This is a genomic window from Brachybacterium saurashtrense, from assembly GCF_003355475.1.
In the GTDB taxonomy this organism is placed as follows: Bacteria; Actinomycetota; Actinomycetes; order Actinomycetales; family Dermabacteraceae; genus Brachybacterium; species Brachybacterium saurashtrense.
Genome location: NZ_CP031356.1, coordinates 1,982,360 through 2,001,679 on the forward strand (window position 1 = coordinate 1,982,360; position 19,320 = coordinate 2,001,679).

Annotated in this window: 15 protein-coding genes; 6 read left to right on the plus strand and 9 right to left on the minus strand. The window is 74.8% G+C overall.

The features are described 5' to 3' along the window. Nucleotides 1-43 precede the first annotated feature (43 nt). The gene (locus tag DWV08_RS09040) at nucleotides 44-940 is read left to right on the plus strand and encodes an ABC transporter ATP-binding protein (protein ID WP_115413483.1); all 897 of its coding nucleotides are present in this window, start codon (nucleotides 44-46) and stop codon (nucleotides 938-940) included. Further along, entirely contained in the window at nucleotides 925-2,637 is a 1,713-nt protein-coding gene (locus tag DWV08_RS09045) for a hypothetical protein (RefSeq protein WP_115413484.1), read from the plus strand. The genes DWV08_RS09040 and DWV08_RS09045 overlap by 16 nt, the downstream gene beginning before the upstream one ends. 68 nt (nucleotides 2,638-2,705) lie before the next feature. Here DWV08_RS09045 and DWV08_RS09050 read toward each other — a convergent pair whose 3' ends face one another. Beyond that, the gene (locus DWV08_RS09050; protein ID WP_115413485.1) at nucleotides 2,706-3,818 is read right to left on the minus strand and encodes a LacI family DNA-binding transcriptional regulator; all 1,113 of its coding nucleotides are present in this window, start codon (nucleotides 3,816-3,818) and stop codon (nucleotides 2,706-2,708) included. 250 nt (nucleotides 3,819-4,068) lie between these two features. Between DWV08_RS09050 and DWV08_RS09055 the strand changes: the two genes are divergently transcribed. Then, nucleotides 4,069-5,328, plus strand: a complete 1,260-nt coding sequence (locus DWV08_RS09055) for a Gfo/Idh/MocA family protein (RefSeq protein ID WP_115413486.1) — start codon at nucleotides 4,069-4,071, stop codon at nucleotides 5,326-5,328. Then, nucleotides 5,325-6,113 (plus strand): VOC family protein, encoded by a 789-nt coding sequence (locus DWV08_RS09060; protein ID WP_115413487.1) that lies wholly within the window; start codon nucleotides 5,325-5,327, stop codon nucleotides 6,111-6,113. Before DWV08_RS09055 ends, DWV08_RS09060 begins: the two co-directional genes overlap by 4 nt. Here DWV08_RS09060 and DWV08_RS09065 read toward each other — a convergent pair. From DWV08_RS09065 to glmS, 7 genes are read right to left on the minus strand one after another with little or no spacing between them, the layout of a single operon-like run. Beyond that, nucleotides 6,098-6,688: a GNAT family N-acetyltransferase gene (locus tag DWV08_RS09065; protein WP_115413488.1), complete on the minus strand. Its 591-nt coding sequence runs from the start codon at nucleotides 6,686-6,688 to the stop codon at nucleotides 6,098-6,100. The two genes, DWV08_RS09060 and DWV08_RS09065, sit on opposite strands and share 16 nt — an antisense overlap. Before the next feature lies 1 nt (nucleotide 6,689). Next, nucleotides 6,690-7,400 (minus strand): tRNA (adenosine(37)-N6)-threonylcarbamoyltransferase complex dimerization subunit type 1 TsaB, encoded by a 711-nt coding sequence (tsaB, locus tag DWV08_RS09070; RefSeq protein WP_115413489.1) that lies wholly within the window; start codon nucleotides 7,398-7,400, stop codon nucleotides 6,690-6,692. Beyond that, nucleotides 7,400-7,936 (minus strand): tRNA (adenosine(37)-N6)-threonylcarbamoyltransferase complex ATPase subunit type 1 TsaE, encoded by a 537-nt coding sequence (gene tsaE, locus DWV08_RS09075; RefSeq protein WP_115413490.1) that lies wholly within the window; start codon nucleotides 7,934-7,936, stop codon nucleotides 7,400-7,402. The genes tsaB and tsaE overlap by 1 nt, the downstream gene beginning before the upstream one ends. Next, on the minus strand, nucleotides 7,933-9,105 hold the full coding sequence (gene alr / locus DWV08_RS09080) for an alanine racemase (RefSeq protein ID WP_115413491.1): 1,173 nt from the start codon (nucleotides 9,103-9,105) through the stop codon (nucleotides 7,933-7,935). Before alr ends, tsaE begins: the two co-directional genes overlap by 4 nt. A 13-nt stretch (nucleotides 9,106-9,118) precedes the next feature. Further along, the gene (locus DWV08_RS09085) at nucleotides 9,119-10,693 is read right to left on the minus strand and encodes an NAD(P)H-hydrate dehydratase (RefSeq protein ID WP_115413492.1); all 1,575 of its coding nucleotides are present in this window, start codon (nucleotides 10,691-10,693) and stop codon (nucleotides 9,119-9,121) included. Continuing rightward, nucleotides 10,690-11,253 (minus strand): holo-ACP synthase, encoded by a 564-nt coding sequence (locus DWV08_RS09090; protein WP_115413493.1) that lies wholly within the window; start codon nucleotides 11,251-11,253, stop codon nucleotides 10,690-10,692. The genes DWV08_RS09085 and DWV08_RS09090 overlap by 4 nt, the downstream gene beginning before the upstream one ends. A 45-nt stretch (nucleotides 11,254-11,298) precedes the next feature. Then, the gene (glmS, locus tag DWV08_RS09095) at nucleotides 11,299-13,167 is read right to left on the minus strand and encodes a glutamine--fructose-6-phosphate transaminase (isomerizing) (protein WP_115413494.1); all 1,869 of its coding nucleotides are present in this window, start codon (nucleotides 13,165-13,167) and stop codon (nucleotides 11,299-11,301) included. 260 nt (nucleotides 13,168-13,427) lie between these two features. On the opposite strand from glmS, the gene coaA reads away from it, so the two are divergent. Then, the gene (gene coaA, locus DWV08_RS09100; protein ID WP_115413495.1) at nucleotides 13,428-14,384 is read left to right on the plus strand and encodes a type I pantothenate kinase; all 957 of its coding nucleotides are present in this window, start codon (nucleotides 13,428-13,430) and stop codon (nucleotides 14,382-14,384) included. 54 nt (nucleotides 14,385-14,438) lie between these two features. Here coaA and glmM read toward each other — a convergent pair whose 3' ends face one another. Next, nucleotides 14,439-15,785 carry a phosphoglucosamine mutase gene (gene glmM, locus DWV08_RS09105; protein ID WP_115413496.1) on the minus strand — a complete coding sequence of 449 codons (1,347 nt, stop codon included), beginning with the start codon at nucleotides 15,783-15,785 and terminating at the stop codon, nucleotides 14,439-14,441. A gap of 148 nt (nucleotides 15,786-15,933) precedes the next feature. On the opposite strand from glmM, the gene DWV08_RS09110 reads away from it, so the two are divergent. Continuing rightward, a complete protein-coding gene (locus tag DWV08_RS09110) occupies nucleotides 15,934-19,269 on the plus strand; it encodes a DEAD/DEAH box helicase (protein ID WP_115413497.1) in 3,336 nt (1,111 codons plus the stop codon). Nucleotides 19,270-19,320: the final 51 nt, after the last annotated feature.

The window sequence follows — 19,320 nt, forward strand, 5'->3', positions numbered from 1 at the left end:
CCGGTGGGCACGGCCGAGCGCCGGGGCGCACTAGCGTGATCGCATGCACAGCGACCCCCTGTCCTCCTCCTCCGCATCCCCGGCCGCGGGGTCGGCAGCACCGGCGGCGCCCGGGGCGGCCGGTCCCTCCGCGCACCACGTCGCGCCGGACGCCGCCCCGGTCACGGCCGACGCCGCGGTGCCGGCGCGCACCGCCCTGTCGATCCGGGGGCTGAGGAAGTCCTTCGGCGGCACCGAGGTGGTGCACGGGCTCTCCCTGGACGTGCCGCAGGGATCCTTCTACGGGATCGTGGGCCCCAACGGCGCCGGCAAGACCACCACGCTGTCCATGGCGACCGGCCTGCTGCGCCCCGACGCCGGCACCGCCCACGTGCTCGAGCACGACATGTGGCAGCAGCCCCAGCAGGCCAAGGCCCGCCTCGGCGTGCTCGCCGACGGACTGCGCACCTTCGACCGCCTCACCGGGCAGGAGCTGCTCACCTACGTGGGGCTGGTGCGCGGCATGGAGCCGGATGTCGTCGAGGAGCGCAGCGCCTCGCTGCTGGCGGCGCTGGACCTCGCGGACGAGGACGGCAAGCTGGTGGTGGACTACTCCGCCGGGATGACCAAGAAGATCCTGCTCGCCTGCGCGCTGCTGCACGGGCCGCGCCTGCTGGTGCTGGACGAGCCGCTCGAGGCGGTCGATCCCGTCTCCGCGCAGGTGATCCGCACGATCCTCACCACCTACGTGCAGGGCGGCGGCACGGTGGTGCTCTCGAGCCACGTGATGGAGCTGGTCGAGGGGCTGTGCAGCCACGTCGCGATCATCGCCCACGGCGAGCTGCTCGCCGACGGCACGCTCGAGCAGGTGCGCCAGGGCGGGTCCCTGGTGCAGACCTTCATCGACCTCGTGGGCGGCGGGAACGTCGCGGAGGGGAGCCTGTCGTGGCTGGAGTCCTGAGCAGCGCCCACGCCGAGGTCGCCTCCGCGCAGGGCGTCCACCACGGGGAGATCTCGCCGCGTGCCCTGATCCGCCTGCAGCTGGGGCTGAAGTGGACGCTGTGGAAGCGCTCCTACCGCAAGAACGTCGGCAAGCTGATCGGCACCCTCATCGGCGTGCTGTACGCGCTGGGCGGCCTGGCGTCGCTGGTGCTCCTGTTCCTGGGCGCGACCCTGTGGGCGGGAGAGGGTGCGACCTTCCCGCTGCTGATCCGCGGCCTGGGCGCGGTGACGGTGCTGGCGTGGTTCCTGATCCCGGTGTTCGCGTTCGGTCTGGACGACACCCTCGATCCGCGGGCCTTCGCCCTCTATCCGCGCAGCGCGAAGGAGCTGCAGCCGGGGCTGTTCGCCGCCGCGGCGCTGAGCCTGCCCAGCGTGCTGACGCTGCTCGCCGTGGGCATCGCCACCGCCTTCGAGCTGCTGTGGCTGGTGCTGTTCGGGCCCGGGACGGCATGGGTGGTGCTCGGCGCGCTGGTGCTGATCCCCGCGAACCTCGCCGCCTACGCGCTGTGCCTGCTGCTGCCGCGCGCCTGGTTCGCGCACTCGGCGAGCCGCACCTCCTCGCGCAGCGGGCGGGAGCTGGGCGGGATCGCCGGCTTCGTGGTGATGCTCGCGGCGATCTACGCGTTCTCCCTCGGGGCGCAGCGCCTCGGCGACATCGACGCCGCGCTGGTGCGCGAGTGGGCGCCGCGGGTCGTGGAGTTCCTCGCGTGGACGCCGGTGGGAGCGCTGTTCTCCGTGCCGATGGACGTCGCCGAGGGTCACGTGCTCACCGCCGCGCTGCGGGCGGTGATCGGCGCGGCGACGATCGTGCTGGTGTGGCGGTGGTGGCGCCGTTCGCTCGACGCCGCGCTTACCTCGGCGCTCAGCGGGGACGCCTCCTCCGGGGATGCGAAGGTCTCGCCGCTGGTGCCGCGCTTCGTGCGGTCCGGCCCGTTCGGGGCGGTGATGGGCCGTTCGCTGCGGTACTGGCGGCGCGACACCCGCTACCTGGCGGCGCTGGGGGTCTACCCGCTGGTCGTGGTGTTCTTCGCGGCGATGGGCCTGGTGCTGCCGGAGTCCCGCCCGATGATGCTGGGCACGGCGGTGTTCATGTGCGGCATGAGCGGGATCAGCCTCGCCAACGAGTTCGGCTTCGACGGCCCCTCGGGCTGGGTCAACCTGGCGACCGGCCTGCCGTCACGGGCGAATCTGCTGGGCCGCATCGCCGCCCAGGCGGTGCTGATGGTGCCGGGCGTGGTGCTGGTCACCGCGGTGATCCCGGTGCTGTTCGGGATGGCGGAGCTGGCCCCGATGATCGTGATGATCGCGCTGGGCACGCTGATCGGCGGCTGGGGCACCTCGATGCTGCTCAGCGTGCTGCTGCCGTACCCGAGCTCGCCCCCGGGCACCAATCCGATGAAGGACAAGTCCGCCTCCAGCTCCAACGCCATGATCGCCATGGCGGTGGCGATGGTCGCGGTGCTGGTGCCGATGCTCCCTGCCGTCGGCGTGGGGATCTGGGGAGCGGTGGTGGGCTCTCTCGCGCTGACCCTGCTGGCCGGGGTGCTGGCGCTGGTCGCGGGGGCCGTGGTGTTCCTGATCGGGCTCCGCCTCGCGGCGGTGCGGCTGGACGCCCGGTACCCCGAGGTGTTCCAGAAGGTCCGCGCGCACCTCTGAGCACGGCCGAGAGCCCGGGGCGGGTGCTGCTCGGGCGGCGCCCCGGCGCCGCCCCGGCGGCGCCCCGCTCAGCGGGCTCCTGCCGCGCCGCGCCGCGGCGCCGCGGTCGACTCCCGCACCACCAGGGCCACGGGGAGCACGATCTCCGGGCGGGGCGCGGAGCGCGGCGCGATCCGGTCCAGCAGCAGCGTCACGGCCGTGCGCCCGATCGCCAGGTGCGGCGTCCTCACGGTCGTCAGCTGCGGGTGCGAGACGGTGGCGAGGATCGAGTCGTCGACGCCCACCACGCTGAGGTGCTCCGGCACCTCGAGGCCGCGCTCCCGCACGCGGGAGAGGATCTGCACGGCGACCATGTCGTTGTAGGCGAGCACGGCCGTGGCGTCGGAGGCGATCAGCAGATCGGCGGCGGAGCGCCCCTCGCCGTGCCCGGGCTCGAAGTGCCCCAGGTCCCTCATCTCCAGCCCCGACAGGCCGGGGGCCACCCGGGCGATCCCGTCGCGGCGCGAGCGGTCGGCGAGGCTGTGCTCCGGCCCTCCCGCGTAGGCGATGCGTCGATGGCCCAGGGCGTGCAGATGCTCGAGGGCGCGACGCATGGGCGCTGCCCCGTCGTACCGCACGGAGTCGACCCCCTCGACCGTCCGATTCGTGAGCACGACGGGGACGCGCTCCGCGAGCTGCCGGATCTCGTCGTCGCGCAGCCGGGTGGAGGCGAGGAACAGCCCGGCCACGTGATCGCAGAGCGCGTGCGCGGTGCGGGCCTCGAGCGCGTGGTCGCCGTCGGAGTCCGCCACCGCCAGGGTGAACCCCTCGCGCATCGCCTCACGGCTCGCCCCCTTGAGCAGGCCGGCGTAGGAGGGATGCTCGAGGTCCGGGGCCAGGAGCGCCAGCGCACGGCCCGCCGCGGCACGGCCCGACACGGCGCTGCCCGCCGCGGCACGGCCCGACACGGAGCTGCCCGGCGCACCGCTGCCCGGAATGACCCCGCCCGCCGCGGCGCGCCCCCGGGGGCCGGGCCCGGGCTGCGCGTCGTCGTCGAGGTGGCCCAGACGCCGGGCCGCCTCCTCGATCCGTCGCCGAGTGGGCTCGGCGACCTTCGCCCTGCCGCTGAGCGCGCGGGAGACCGTCGCGGCCGACACCCCGGCGGCCGCGGCGATCTGCCGCACCGTGACCCTGGAACCCATCGCACCTCCTTGCTTCGGCAGTGCCCGGCGCGACGAACCCGACGCCCGCACCACCACCCGCTCACGAAACAGATGCAACACTACGACGGAGTTCGCCGCACAGCAACTCGAGGCAACCGCTGGTGGCGGCGATGCCAGCCCCGCACAGTGGAACACGTTGCACACAACGTTTCATCACCGGCAGGCTCCCCGGCCCGCTCGTCCACCGCGCGACGGGCGCGGAGGGCCGCCGCCTCGAGGAGGAGGGTCCATGGAGATGGTCAGGATCGGCATCGTCGGCGCGGGCTTCGCCGCGCAGTTCCACCTCCGCGCGCTGCGGCGTCTGGCACGCTCCGGCGCGGAGGTCGTGGGCGTCGCCGCGAGCTCCCCGCAGAGCGCCCGCGCGTTCGCCGCCCGTCACCACGTTCCGCAGGCACATCCCGACGTGGCCTCGCTGCTCGCCTCGGACGTGGACCTGGTGGTGGTGGCCGTGCCCACCGCGCTCCACGAGGAGGTCACCGTCGCGGCGGCCGCGGCCGGGAAGCACGTGCTGGTGGAGAAGCCGCTCACCGGGGCGTTCGGGAGCGGCGCGGCCTCCGCCGAGATCGCGCCCACGGAGCGCGCCGAGCGCGAGCTCGCCGCCGCCCGCGCCGCCATGGAGCGCATCACCGGGGCCGTGGAGCGGGCCGGCGTGCAGCTGTTCTACGCCGAGAACTGGGTGCACGCCCCGGCGGTGGCCCGGGTGCGCTCCCTGCTGAGCACCTCCGGAGCCCCGCTGCTGGACCTGCGGGCGGAGCAGAGCCACAGCGGTTCGCACGCCAGTGCCGCGCGGCGCCGTGCGAGCGCCGGCGGCGGTGCGCTGCTCACGCTGGGCGCGCACCCGTTGGCCACGGTGCTGCACCTGAAGGCCGTCGAGTCCGGCCTTTCCGGGAGGGGACCGATCCGGCCCGTCAGCGTCACCGCAGAGACCGCGTCCCTCCATCAGCTGGTCGCCTCCCACGGCGGGGACACCGCCCTGGTGCGCGACTGGGAGGACGTGGAGACCTGGGCGAACCTCGTGCTCGCCTTCGACGACGGCTCGCGCGCCACCGTCACCGCCTCCTTCCAGATGCTCGGCGGCGTGCGGGACCAGCTCGAGGTGTACACGGCCGACGCCGCCTATCGCACGAAGATGACCCAGCACGACGAGCTGAGCGTGTTCACCCCGGACCCGGCGGCGTTCGCGGACCAGGTGCTGCAGGAGAAGGTCGAGTCCGCCACCGGCTGGCAGGCCGTCCCCTCCGACGCCGGCTGGTCGCACGGCCACCTCCAGCAGTTCGAGGACGTGCTCGGTGCGCTGCGGGAGGGGCGGGAGCCGCTGTCCGGCCTACCCCTCGCCCGCGACACCGTCGAGATCGTCTACTCCGCCTATCTCAGCGCCGCCCGCGGCGAGCGCGTCGCGGTGGGCGGCGCGCTGCCCGGCGCCGCCGTCGACGCACCCCACCGCACCTCCCCCGCCCTCGCCCACTCCCAGGAAGCAGGCCCCCGATGATCTACGAGCTCAACCACGTCGGCATCCTCACCGACGACCTCGAGGCGACGCTGCGCTTCTACCGCGCCTGCGGTGCGCAGGTGGTCTTCGACAGGATGATCCGGGACTCCCCGGTGCGGATCGTCTACGTGCAGCTCGGCGGCGGTCTGCTCGAGTTCATCGGGGTGCCGCCCGGGCAGGCGGCCCCCGGGATCGATCACCTCGCCGTCCTCACCGACAGCCTCGAGGCGGATCACACCCGACTGCTCGGCGCCGGGGCGGTCGAGGCGGTGGCCCCGAAGCCGGCGGGCACCGGCGAGGGCCGGCAGTCGTTCGTGCTCTGGGGCGACGCCCGCCTCGAGCTGATCCAGCGCGACGTGGAGATGCGGGTCCCGCATCCCGAGGACTCGCTGGTGGTGGAGCTCGACCACTTCGCGCTCACCGTGCCGGATCTGCCGGGCGCCGCCGCGTTCTTCACCGAGGCGGTGGGCCTGGCCCCCCTCACCGGCATCGACCTGGACGGCAGGCCGGTGCGCCGCTTCCTGCACCTGGGCGAGGACGCCCTCGGGCTGGGCGCGGAGGGCACGGCCCGCGCCCCCGGCGTGTTCCCCTACGTCTCGCTGCGGGTGGAGGACGTCGACGCGGTCCTCGCAGAGCTCGCCCGGCGCGGGTTCGACGGGCTCGGCACGGCCGAGGACTCCTTCACCGGGGACAGCCGCTGCGCGGTGATCACTGCTCCGGACGGGGTGCGCCTGGAGCTGCTGGACCGCCCGGCGCTCTCCGCCGCGAGCTACCGCACCGACTGAGGGCGTGCGCCCTCGGGGCCGCCGCTCCCCGTGAGGCGGCGCTCCATCACGAGGGCGTCCAGGAGCCGGCCGCGGATCCGGTAGTAGCCGCGCCGGCGGCCGATCTCGCGATAGCCCGCGGCGGCGTAGACGGCACGCGCGCGGGCGTTGTCCTCGCGCACCTCGAGCAGCATACGCTCGGCGCCGCCCGCACGGGCCTGCTGCTCGCACCAGGCCAGCAGCGCCCGACCGATGCCGATCCCCTCGCGGCGCGTGCCGATCGTGTGCAGGTCCGCGACGTCACCGGCGAGCATGATCCCGGCGTAGCCCAGCAGCGCGGCGTCCCGGCGCGGGGCGGCGAGGGTGCGGCCGTCGGCGCTGCGGGACGGTGCGCCGCCGCCCTCGACGGCGACCACGTAGCGGCGGGAGGGATGGCCGATCTCCTCGGCGAGCTGGGCGAGGGTCCAGGCCTCGTCGGGGAACAGCGCGCGCTCCGCGACCGCGATCTCCTCGACGTCCGCGAGCGTCGCCGGGCGCAGGGACCAGTCCCGTGAGGCGGCATCCGGGAGCGGCGCCGCCCCGTCGGCCCCGCTCATCTCAGCGGCCCAGGGCGCTCTTGCGCGCCGTGGGCTTCGCCGCGTCGGGCTCGCGCAGGTACATCGGCTCGGTGCTGGTGAGGTCCTCGCCGCGGGCGGAGAGCGCCGCGGCGGCGAGGAGCAGGTGCCCGGCGTCGACGTGCACCAGCTCGTCGGTGGCGGGCAGCAGCTCGGGGTAGAGCGCGGTGCCGGAGCCGACCAGCAGATCGCAGGCGGTGAGCAGGTCCGCGACGTCCGCGGGCGCGGCGACGGCGGGCTCGGCGGTCCGGGTGATCGCGCCGGCGGGATCCCGGCGGTAGCGGGCGTGGTAGACCTCGCGGCGCCGTGCATCCAGGGCCACGCCGACGGAGTCGGGGCCCTCGCCCCCGTCCGGGTGCGCGGCCAGCGCCTGGTGCGCGAGGGCGTCCAGGGAGCTCAGCCCGTGCAGCGACACGCCGAGGACGGCCGCCATCGAGCGGGCGGAGACCAGCCCCACCCGCAGGCCGGTGAAGGGTCCCGGGCCGCGGCCGACGACGACGCCGGTGAGCTCGGCGCGGCTCGTGCCCGCCTCCTCGAGGGTCTGCTCGATCAGCGGCAGGAGCACCTCGTCGTGGTGGCGGGAGCGGGTGTCGGAGCGCACCGCGAGGACCTCCGGCGGCGCGCCGTCCCCGGTCAGGGCGCCGCGGGCGACGGCGACGCTCACGGCCCCGGAGGTGTCGATCCCCAGCAGCATCAGTTCTCCTCCTGGTCGAGGGCGGCGGTGGCAGCGTCGAGGGCCTCGCGCAGCCGGGCGGCGGCCGTCTCGTCCCAGCGCGGGCCGTGGCCGGTCAGCCGCAGGGTGCGCGGTTCGTCGGGGTCGTGCAGGTCCTCGACCTGATCGGGGCGTTCGAGCTCGACGAGCAGGTGGGAGTCCACGAGGCGCTCCACCCGGTCGCGGCCCCACTCCACCACGGTGACGGCGCGGTCGAGGTCCGCCTCGAGGTCGAGGTCGTCGATCTCGCCCCCGCCGCCCAGGCGATAGGCGTCCACGTGCACCAGGTCCGGGCCGCCGGAGAGGCTGGGGTGGACCCGCTCGATGACGAAGGTCGGGGAGGCGACGGGACCGCGCACCCCCAGCCCCTCGCCGAGACCCTGGGTGAAGGTGGTCTTGCCGGCGCCCAGCGGTCCGTCCAGGACCAGCAGGTCCCCGGCGCGCAGCACCGCGGCCAGGGCACGGGCAAGGGCGCGGGTGCCCGCGGCGTCACGGGTGTGCAGGGCGAGGCCGGTCATGACAGCACCTTCCGGCTCACGCGCCCGGAGACGGAGGTGAGCACCTCGTACGGGATGGTCCCGGCGGCGCGGGCCCAGTCCTCGGCGGTGGGGGCGGAGGGTCCGTTCGGGTCCCCGCCCGCGTCCCCGAACAGGAACACCTCGTCCCCGGCACGGGCCTCGGAGTCCGGGCCCAGGTCGATGACGATCTGGTCCATGCTGATCCGTCCCACCTGCGGGGCGCGACGGTCGCCGTGCTCGGTGCGCACCAGCACGTCGCAGCGGTCGCTGGCGGCGCGGTGCAGCCCGTCGGCGTAGCCGATCGGGACCAGGCCGAGCCGGGTGGCGCGGGAGGTGGTGCGCATCCGGCCGTAGCCGATGCTGTGCCCCTCGGGGACGTCCTTGACCATGGCGAGGCGGCTGGTGAGGGTGAGCGCGGGCCGCAGCGGCACGTCCGTGGGGACCGGCGGGCAGCCGTACAGCGCGATGCCGGGCCGCACCAGGTCGCGGTGGAGGTCCGGGCGTGTGAGGGTCGCCGCGGAGTTCGCCAGGTGCTGCAGCGGGATCGGCCCTGCCTCCTCGGCGAGCGCCTCGCAGGCGGAGTCGAACAGCTCCACCTGCTGGTCGGTGGCCGGGTCCTCCGGGTCGTCGGCGGAGGTGAGGTGGGTCCAGGCGCCGGCGAGGCGGAGGAAGTCGTCCTCGCCCATCGTGGCGCCCATCTCGCGCACCTGCCAGGGCAGGACGCCGCCGCGGCCCATCCCGGTGTCGATCTTGAGGTGCACGCGGGCGCGGCGGTCGGCCTCGCGGGCGGCCTCGGCGACCAGGGCGAGCATCTGCGGGGACCCCACGGAGACCTCCACCCCGTGGCCGATCACCTCGGGCAGCACGATCCGGGCGGTGTGGGGCTCGAACAGCCAGGTGAGGATCTGGGCGTCGAGTCCGGCGCGGGCGAGCGCGAGGGCGCTCGCGGGATGGGCGACGCCCAGCCAGGTCGCGCCGCCCTCCACGGCGGCCCGGGCGGCGGTGAGCATGCCGTGGCCGTAGCCGTCGGCCTTCACCACCGCCATCAGGGCGGTCTGCTCCTCGAGCAGGGTGCCCATCGCGCGGGTGTTCTCCGTGATCGCGGAGGGGTCGATCAGCGCCCGGTTGGGCACGTGCCGGGGGTCCTCGGCGGGGATCGGGATGGTCATCGGGCTCCTCGGTTCACGTCTGGCCACCCGCCAGGATAGTCCCGATCGTCGTCGGCAGCGCCGTGGCGACGTCGAGGGCGAGCAGCGGCTGGACTCCCCCGGCGGAGGCCGCGCGCCCGGCCCGGCCGTGGAGCAGGGCCGCGACGGCGGCGGCGTCGGGCCCGGGGAGGCCCGCCGCGAGCAGGGTGCCGAGCACGCCGGCGAGCACGTCCCCGGTGCCGGCGCTCGCGAGCTGTGCGGTGGCGTCGTCCTGGCTGCGCAGCGGCCCGCCGTCCCCGGGGGCGATCACGGTGAGGGCGCCCTTGAGCAGCACGGTGGCGCCGGTGGCGGCGGCGAGCGCCGTGGCGAGCGCGGGGCCGGGCAGGGCGGGGTCGATCTCGAGACGCTGCGCGAGCCGCTCCGCCTCCCCGCGGTGCGGGGTGAGGACCACGTCCGGACCGAAGCGCTGCGCGGGGGTGAGCAGCGAGAGCGCGCCCGCGTCGAGCACCCCGCGCGCGAGGTGCCCGCGCGGCCCGTCGGCCGGCCCGGGGTCGCGGCGCAGGCAGTCCACCCCGGCGCCGGCGCGCGGGTCCTCGGGCGGGAGGCCCGGGCCCACCACCAGCGCGTCGGTGCGGCCGACGGCGGCGAGGTCCACGGCGTCCGGGCCGCCGAGCGCCCGCTCCACCCGGTGGCCCACCACCTCGGGCCGCGCGTGCAGCACCAGGTCCAGCACGGCCTGCGGGGCCAGGCAGCGCACCATCCCGGCCCCGGCCCGGGCCGCGCCCGAGGCGGCGAGCACCGCGGCGCCCGGGAAGCGGTCGCTGCCGGCGGCGAGCGCCACCACGCCGCGCGTGTACTTGCTGGCGTCGCGGCCGGGGCGCGGCAGCAGGGCGCGCACGTCGGCGTCCTCGCAGCGCAGCACCGCGGGGGTGGCGGGCAGGTGCGGGGCGAGACCGAGGTCCACGAGGTGGAGCGCGCCGGCGAGCTCGGCGCCGTCGCCCAGCAGCAGCCCGGCCTTCACCGCGCCGAAGGTGACGGTCTCGCGCGCGGGGAGCGCCTGGGGCGCGGCCTGCCCGGTGGTGGCGTCCACGAAGCTGGGCAGGTCCACGGCGAGCACCGGCACGGTCGCCTCCCGCACCGCGGTGAGCAGCGGGATCAGCGGGCCGGGCACCGAGGGCCGCCCGCCGAGGCCCAGGATCGCGTCGAGCACGAGGTCGGTGCGCGCCAGCAGCGCCGCGAGCGCGTCGGGGTCGAGGTCCGTGTGCGCGCGGAGGGTGCCGCCGGCCGTGCGCAGGGCGGCCGCGCCCTCCTCGTGGCAGTGCGCGGCGGTGGTGAGGGCGTCCGCCGCGACGCCCTCGGCACGCAGCATCGCCGCGGCGTGGAGTCCGTCGCCGCCGTTGGCCCCGGCGCCGGCGAGCACCAGCACCCGGGGCTCCGCCGCTGTGCCCTGCGTCGCCGCCATGCCCTCCGGCGCGGGCCCGGCCTGCTCGAGCACGGCGTGGACCCGGTCGGCCAGGGCGCGCGCGGCGCGCAGCATGAGCGTCTGGCCGGCCGCGAGCAGCGGTGCCTCCGCCTCGCGCACCGCCCGGGCGGTGTGACCGCGGATCACCGGGCCCTCCCCGGCTCCTGCGCGCCCGGCTCCTGCACGCCGGAGTCCTGCGCGGCCGAGTCCTGCACTGCCGTCTCCTGTGCAGCGGAGTCCCACCACGGCTCCGCCGTCGCGGCGGGTGCCGGGCCGCGCTCGGCGATCACGATCGCGGTGGCGACGTCGCCGTCATGGGAGAGGGAGAGGTGCAGGTGGGCGACGCCCAGCGCCTCCGCGGCCCGCAGCGTCGCCCCGCGCAGCCGCAGGTAGGGCCGGCTCACCGCGGTGCGCTCCACCGTGACGTCCTGCCAGGAGAAGTCACCGGGGGCGCCGAGCGCCTTGCCCACCGCCTCCTTCGCGGCCACGCGGGCGGCGCGGGAGGCGGCGGAGAGCCGACGCTCCTCCGGGGTGAGCAGGCGGTCCAGCAGGGCGGGGGTGCGTGCGAGCATCGCCGCGAGCCGGGCGATGCCCACCACGTCGATGCCCACCCCCACCACGGTGCCGTCGTCGCGGGGCGCGAACGCCCGGCCCCCGAACTGCTCGTCGGGGCCGGGCGTCGGCGTCGCGGTGGGGAAGCTGCTCACCCGGGCAGTATCACACTCCCCGCTGGGCGCCGGCCTCCCGGCAGGTCACTCCACGGTGACGGACTTGGCGAGATTGCGCGGCTGGTCCACGTCCAGCCCCTTCGCGGTGGCCAGCTCGCAGGAGAATATCTGCAGCGGGATCACGGTGAGCAGGGCGGCGAACAGGGTGCGGGTGGCGGGCACGCGGATCACCTCGTCGGCGTAGGGCAGCACCGCGTCGTCCCCCTCCTCGGCGATCACCAGGGTGCGGGCGCCGCGGGCGCGCACCTCCTGGATGTTCGAGACCACCTTGGAGTGCAGGGAGTGGCGCCCGTTCGGGGAGGGCACGATGACGAACACCGGCTGCCCCTCCTCCACCAGCGCGATCGGGCCGTGCTTGAGCTCGCCGGCGGCGAAGCCCTCGGCGTGGATGTAGGCGATCTCCTTGAGCTTCAGCGCCCCCTCCATCGCGGTGGGGTAGCCCACGTGACGGCCCAGGAAGAGCACGCTGGTGACGTCCTTCATGTCCTGGGCGAGGCGGGTGACCTGCTCGGAGCTGTCGAGGACCTGCTGGATGTGCTCCGGGATCCGCTCGAGGTCCGCCATCAGCGCGGCGATCTCGTCCGGGTAGAGGTTGCCGCGCACCTGGGCGAGGAACAGCCCCAGCAGGTAGCAGGCGGTGATCTGGCCCAGGTACGCCTTGGTGGAGGCGACCGCGATCTCGGGGCCCACGTGCAGGTACAGCGCCGCATCGGATTCGCGCGGGATAGTGGAGCCGCGGGTGTTGCACAGCGCGATCACCTTCGCGCCCTGCTCGCGGGCATGGCGCACCGCCATCAGCGTGTCCATCGTCTCGCCGGACTGCGAGATCGCGACCACGAGGGTCTTCTCGGTGACCACGGGGTCGCGGTAGCGGAACTCGTGGGCGAGCTCCACCTCGGTGGGGATGCGGCACCAGTGCTCGATCGCGTACTTCGCCACCGCCCCGGCGTTCGCGGCGGTGCCGCAGGCGACCACCACGATCTTGTCGATGCTGCGCAGCACCGAGGGGTCGATGTCCATCTCGTCGAGCTGCAGGGCGCCGTTCTCCAGGCGGCCGCGGAGGGTGTCGGCGACGGCGTCGGCCTGCTCCTGGATCTCCTTGGCCATGAAGGAGTCGTATCCGCCCTTCTGCGCGGCCGCGGCGTCCCACTCGATGGTGTAGCGCGTCGCGTCGGTGACCTCGTGGCCGTCGAAGTCGACGATCGAGACGTCATCGGCGGTGACGGTGACGACCTGGTCCTGGCCGATCTCGAGCGCCTCCTTGGTGGAGTCGACGAAGGCGGCCACGTCGGAGCCGAGGAAGTTCTCGCCCTCGCCGAGGCCCACGACCAGCGGGGAGTTGCGGCGGGCGGCGACGACGGTGTCCGGGGCGTCGCGGTGCACGGCCAGGAGCGTGAAGGCGCCCTCGAGGGACGCGGCGGTGCGGCGCATCGCCTCGGTGAGGTCGCCGGCGCGCTCCATCTCGCGGGCCACCAGATGGGCGGCGGCCTCGGAGTCGGTCTCGGAGGCGAAGGAGTAGCCGTCGGCCTCGAGCTCGGCGCGCAGCGCGGCGAAGTTCTCGATGATGCCGTTGTGGACCAGTGCGAGCTCGCCGTCGCGGCCGCCGAGGTGGGGGTGGGCGTTGCCGTCCGTGGGGCCGCCGTGGGTGGCCCAGCGGGTGTGCGCGATCGCGACGCGCCCGCCGGAATCGGAGACGCCCTCGAGCGCCTCGCGGAGGTTGGCGAGCTTGCCGGCGCGCTTGGTGACGCGCACGGCGTCGTCGTCGAGCACGGCGATGCCCGCGGAGTCGTAGCCGCGGTACTCGAGGCGGGCGAGGCCCTGGAGGGCCACGTCCACGGGACGGGAGGAGGGGGCTGCGGCGCGAGGGCCTGCGTATCCGACGATTCCACACATGCCCCTCACGCTAGCCATCCGCGGCCCGCGCGCCAGCCGCGGCGCCCGTCGGCGGCGAGTCCTTCCTCACGATGGGCCCCGACCGCGCACGGCCCTGGCCGCGCACGCCCACGATCGCGCAGAAACGCGCACGAGTCTCTGCGCGAGCCTGACCGCTTCGCGCGGCCGCGGCGACGCGCGACGGCTCCTCCGGGGGGCCGCCGCACCTCTCGCCGCCGGGCTGCATCGCACGGGGCGGAACTGCTGGAAGAATCGGCGCCATGAAGTCCGCGTCGACGTCGAGCACCGTCACCCCCTTCGAGGAGATCTCGCGGGAGGACTGGGCGCGGCTGTCGCAGCAGACCCCGCTGCCGCTGTCCGAGGAGGACGTCTCGCGGCTGCGCGGGCTCGGTGACCTGGTGGACCTCACCGAGGTGGACGCCGTGTACCGGCCCATCTCCCGGCTGCTGAACATCCAGGTCGCGGCCGCGCAGTCGCTGCGCCGCGCGCGCGAGCAGTTCCTGGACCAGCACCAGCACCGCACCCCGTACATCATCGGCGTGGCCGGCTCGGTGGCGGTGGGCAAGTCCACCACCGCCCGGCTGCTGCGCGAGCTGATGGCGCGCTGGCCCGAGACCCCGCGGGTGCAGCTGGTGACCACCGACGGCTTCCTCCACCCCAACCGGGTGCTCGAGGCGCGCGGCCTCCTGCAGCGCAAGGGCTTCCCGGAGAGCTACGACCGGCGCCGCCTGCTGCGCTTCGTCGCGGACGTCAAGGCCGGGCACGAGCACGTCGAGGCGCCCGTCTACTCCCACCTGACCTACGACATCCTCGAGGACGAGCGCGTGGTGGTGGAGCAGCCGGACGTGCTGATCGTCGAGGGCCTGAACGTGCTCCAGCCGGCCCGCCCCCGTCGCGACGGCCGGCTCGGGATGGCCGTCTCGGACTTCTTCGACTTCTCCGTCTACGTGGACGCGCGGGTCGAGGACGTCCAGCGCTGGTACGTGGACCGCTTCCTGCAGCTGCGCCGCACCGCGTTCTCGGACCCGCGCTCCTACTTCCGCCGCTACGCGGAGCTCACCGACGAGCAGGCGGTGCAGACGGCGAAGGACATCTGGCGACGCATCAACGGCCCGAACCTCACCGAGAACGTGGTCCCCACCCGCGGCCGTGCCGACCTCGTCCTGCGCAAGGACGGCCAGCACCGCGTCCACTCCGTGCTGCTGCGCAAGGTCTGAGACCTCGCCACACGGCGCGAGCGGCGGTGTCCGGGCCGCCTCCGCGGCGGCGGCTCAGAGGCCGACGCGCTCTCGCACGATGACGGCGAGGCGCTCGGCCATCTCTCGGGCCTGCTCGTCGGTGGGAGCCTCGACCATCACGCGCACCACAGGCTCGGTGCCGGAGGGGCGCAGCAGCACGCGGCCCCTCTCCCCCAGCTCCTTCTCCGCCGCCTCGATCGCGTCGGCGACGCCGCGGTCGATGGTGGCCTTGGCCTTGTCGACGTCCTTGACGTTGAGCAGCGCCTGCGGCAGGCGGGTCATGACCTGCTTCAGCTCGCGGGCCGTGCGCCCGGTGCGCACCATGCGCTGCAGCAGCTGCAGGGCGGTGAGCTCGCCGTCGCCGGTGGTGGCGTGCTCGGCGATGATCACGTGGCCGGACTGCTCGCCGCCGATCGAGAAGCCGCCGAGGATCATCTCCTCGAGCACGTAGCGGTCGCCCACGGCGGTCTGGCCCAGCAGGATGCCGTGCTCCTTCATCGCGAGCTTGAGGCCGAGGTTGCTCATCACGGTCACCACCAGGGTGTCCTCGTGGAGCCTGCCGCGCTCCTTGAGGTCCAGGGCGAGGATCGCCATGATCTGGTCGCCGTCGACGATCTCGCCGTCGGCGTCCACCGCGAGGCAGCGGTCCGCGTCGCCGTCGAAGGCCACGCCCAGGTCCGCCCCGTGCTCGCGCACCGCGGCCTGCAGCGGCGCGAGGTGGGTGGAGCCCACGCCGTCGTTGATGAGGCCGCCGTCGGCGCCGTCCCCGATCACGTGCACGGTGGCGCCGGCACGGCGCAGCGCCGCGGGCCCGGTGAGGGAGGCGGCGCCGTTGGCGCAGTCGGCCACCACGGTGAGGCCCTCGAGAGAGGTGTCCAGGGTGCCCACGAGATGCTCGACGTAGGCGTCGGTCGCTCCCTCGTAGCGGGTGATGGTGCCCACCTCGGTGCCCTGCGGGCGGTCCCACTCCTCGCCCAGGCGGGCCTCGATCGCGTCCTCCACCTCGTCGGGCAGCTTGGTGCCGCCGCGGGCGAAGAACTTGATCCCGTTGTCCGGGGCGGGGTTGTGGGAGGCGGAGATCATCACGCCCAGATCCGCGCCGGTGGACTGCACCAGGTGGGCGAGGCCCGGGGTGGGCAGCACCTCGGCGTCCAGCACGTCCACCCCGGCGGAGGCGAGGCCCGCGCAGACCGCGGCGGAGAGGAAGTGGCCCGAGGGGCGGGTGTCGCGGGCCACGATCGCGCGGGGGCGGGTGCCGCCGAAGGCGCCCAGGGTGCCCAGCACGTGGGCGGCGCCCACCGACAGCTCGACCGCGAGCTCCGCGGTGATGTCGCCGTTCGCGCGTCCGCGCACTCCGTCGGTGCCGAAGAGTCGTGCCACAGGGTTTCTCCTCACGAAATGGGGGCCGGCGCGCCGTGCGCTGCGCGCGGGCGGGCCGGGGCGGTGCCGCAGTGAGACTACCCGTTCGGTGCCGCACACCTCGTCATCGTCCTCGTCACGGGTGGCCCCCGCCGGTTACTTTGGAGGGATGCCCGATCCCGAGCTGCTCCCCCGCCTGCTGCCCTCCGCGATCAGCCACCACGTGGGCGACCGCTCCGCCGGCCGGGGCCTCGCCGCCGCGCGCGCCGGCCGCGTCAGCGATCTCACCTGGGACGCCGCGGCCGAGGTGGTCTCCGCCCGGGTCGCGGACGAGACCGGCGTGGACGCCGTCCCGCACCGCACCGAGGTGGAGCTGGTGGAGTACGCGCCCGATGCCGTCTCCCTGCGCTTCCAGGCGCCGGGCCCCGGCGGGCTGTGGCGGCCCCGCCGCTCCGGCTGCGACTGCAGTGCGGGCGAGTCCTGCCTGCACGTGGCGGCGACCCTGTACCGCCTCAACGAGCTCAGCACCCGCGCGGTCGAGGAGGCCCCGCCCTCGGAGTGGCGCAGCGTGCTGCGGCCGCTGCTCGGCGCGACGCCGACGCGCGGAGGCACCGCCGGCGGCTCCACCACCGCGCCGAAGCCGCTGGCGCTGCGCTTCGATCTCGAGGCCGGCACCTCGGGCAGCGGCGCCTCCCGTCACCACCGCGAGACCGCGACCCCCGCGCACGTGGCGGCGGGCGCCGAGCTCTGGCTGGGGATGCGACCGCTCACCCGGGGGCGCAAGGGCACCTGGGTCAAGGGCGACCTCTCCTGGCGCACCTTCGAGTACCGCCAGGCGGGACGCGAGTACGACGCCGCGCACGGCGAGGCGCTCACCCGGCTGTTCGCGGCCGCCTCCGTGGAGCGCTCCTACTCCAGCGGCGCGATCGAGCACCTGTGGCTGAACGCGATCACCTCCCCGCTGCTGTGGCAGTCCCTCGAGCATGCGCGCTCCGCCGGGGTGGAGCTGCTGCCCGGCGCCGGGCTCGCCGCGATCGACCTGGCCGCGGAGGGCGAGGTGGGTCTCGACCTGCGGGCCGACCCCGCCACGCAGGACCTCGCGGTGCGGCCCCGGGTGAGGATCGGCGGCCAGGAGGCGGCGCGGGGCCGCGTGCTGGGCGCAGCCGGGGTGCTGGACGTGCAGGAGGCCGAGGACGACGCCCTGCTCACCGCCCGGGTCGCCCCGCTGAACGTCTCGGTGCCGCGGGCGCTGCGCGGCCTGCTGCATCGTCGCGAGCCGCTGGTGGTGCCCTCCGCGGAGCGCTCCGCCTTCCTCGAGGTGGCCTATCCGCAGCTGCGCGGCCTCACCGCGATCACCAGCGAGGACGACAGCATCGAGCTGCCCGCGGCGCGGCGGCCCACCCTCCACCTCGAGGCGGCCTACGCCTCCGGGGACCGGCTGGCGCTGCGCTGGTCCTGGCACTACCACGACCCCGACCGGCGCCTGCCGATGGACCAGCGCCACGGCGCGCACCGCGACCGCGCGCACGAGGATGCGGTGATCGCCGAGGCGATGTCCCTGTGGCCGATGGATCCCACCGATGCCCCGGAGCTGCTCAGCGGCACCGACACCGCGCACTTCACCGAGCACGTGCTGGACGACCTCGCCGCGCTGGACCATGTGGAGGTGGAGATCACCGGGACGCGGCACGCCTACCGGGAGCTCGACGGCGCCCCGCAGGTGCGGGTCACCCAGCAGGCCGCGCCGGGCAAGAACGACTGGTTCGACCTCGGCTTCGAGATCACCATCGAGGGGCGGCAGATCCCGTTTCCGAGCCTCTTCGTGGCCCTCGCCCAGGGCAGCTCGCGGCTGCTGATGCCCGATCGCACCTACTTCTCGCTGGACCATCCCGCCTTCGACGCGCTGCGGGAGCTGATCCGCGAGGGCGAGGCGCTGGCGGAGTGGGAGCCGGAACGGCAGCGGATCTCCCGCTTCCAGCTGGACCTGTGGGACGACCTGGCGGAGATCGCCGAGGAGACGGTGGCCGCCGAGCAGTGGCATCGCACCGCCGCGTCCCTGCGCACTCTCGAGGACGCCCCGGCCCCCTCGCTGCCTCGCGGGCTGGACGCCGCGCTGCGCCCCTATCAGCAGGAGGGCTTCGCGTGGCTCGCCACCCTGTTCGCCCACTCCCTCGGCGGGATCCTCGCCGACGACATGGGCCTGGGCAAGACGGTGCAGACCCTCGCCCTGATCGCCCGTGCACGGGAGCAGGAGCCGCAGGCGCCGCCGTTCCTGGTGGTGGCGCCCGCCTCGGTGGTGCCGGTGTGGCGCCGGGAGGCGGAGCGGTTCACGCCCGGCCTGGACGTGCGGGTGCTGGAGGGCACCGCCGCCTCTCGCGGGCAGGACCTCGCCTCCGCGATGCTCGGGGCGGACATCGTGGTGACCAGCTATGCGGTGCTGCGCCTGGACGAGGAGCAGTTCGCGGGCCGGGCCGTGCAGGGGCTGGTGCTCGACGAGGCGCAGTTCGTGAAGAACCGCCGCTCCCGCACGCACCGGGCGGCGAAGGGGGTGCTCGCGCCGTTCCGCCTGGCGATCACCGGCACCCCGATGGAGAACTCGCTGGACGATCTGTGGGCGCTGATGGATCTGGTCTCCCCGGGCCTGCTGGGCACGGCGATCGGCTTCCGCAAGCGGTACACGCTGCCGGTCGAGTCCGGGGAGCATCCGGAGCGGATGGCGCTGCTGCGGCGCCGGGTGCGCCCGTTCCTGCTGCGCCGCACCAAGGAGCTGGTGGCGCGGGAGCTGCCCGAGAAGCAGGAGGAGGTGCTCACGGTGACGCTCTCGCCGGAGCACCGGGCCGTGTACGACTCGGTGCTGCAGCGGGAGCGGAAGAAGGTGCTGGGCCTGATCGAGACCGATCTGGACCGCAGCCGCTTCATCGTGTTCCGCTCGCTCACGCTGCTGCGGATGATGGCGCTGGATCCGGCGCTGGTGGACGCCGAGGAGTACGCGGACGTGCCCAGCTCGAAGCTCGCCGCGCTGTTCGACCGGCTCGAGGAGGTGATCGGGGACGGCCATCGGGTGCTGCTGTTCAGCCAGTTCACCTCCTACCTGGACCGGGTCGCGGCGGAGCTGGACCGGCGCGAGGTGCGCTACGCCCACCTGGACGGCGCCACCCGGGACCGCGACGCGGCGGTGACCGGCTTCCGGGAGGGCGGAGCCCCGGTGTTCCTCATCTCGCTGAAGGCGGGCGGCTTCGGCCTCACGCTCACCGAGGCGGACTACGTGTTCCTGCTGGATCCGTGGTGGAACCCGGCCGCGGAGAACCAGGCGGTGGATCGTGCGCACCGCATCGGGCAGGAGCGCCAGGTGATGGTGTACCGCATGATCGCGGAGGACACCATCGAGGAGAAGGTGCTGGCGCTGCAGCGCCGCAAGGCGGAGCTGTTCGACGCCCTCACCGACGGCGGGGAGGCGTTCCGCGCCGCGGTGACGGCTGAGGACCTGCGCGAGCTGCTCAGCTGAGGGTGCGGCCCGGGCGCGCAGGCGCTCCGGCGGCCTGACGCCCGGGCGCCC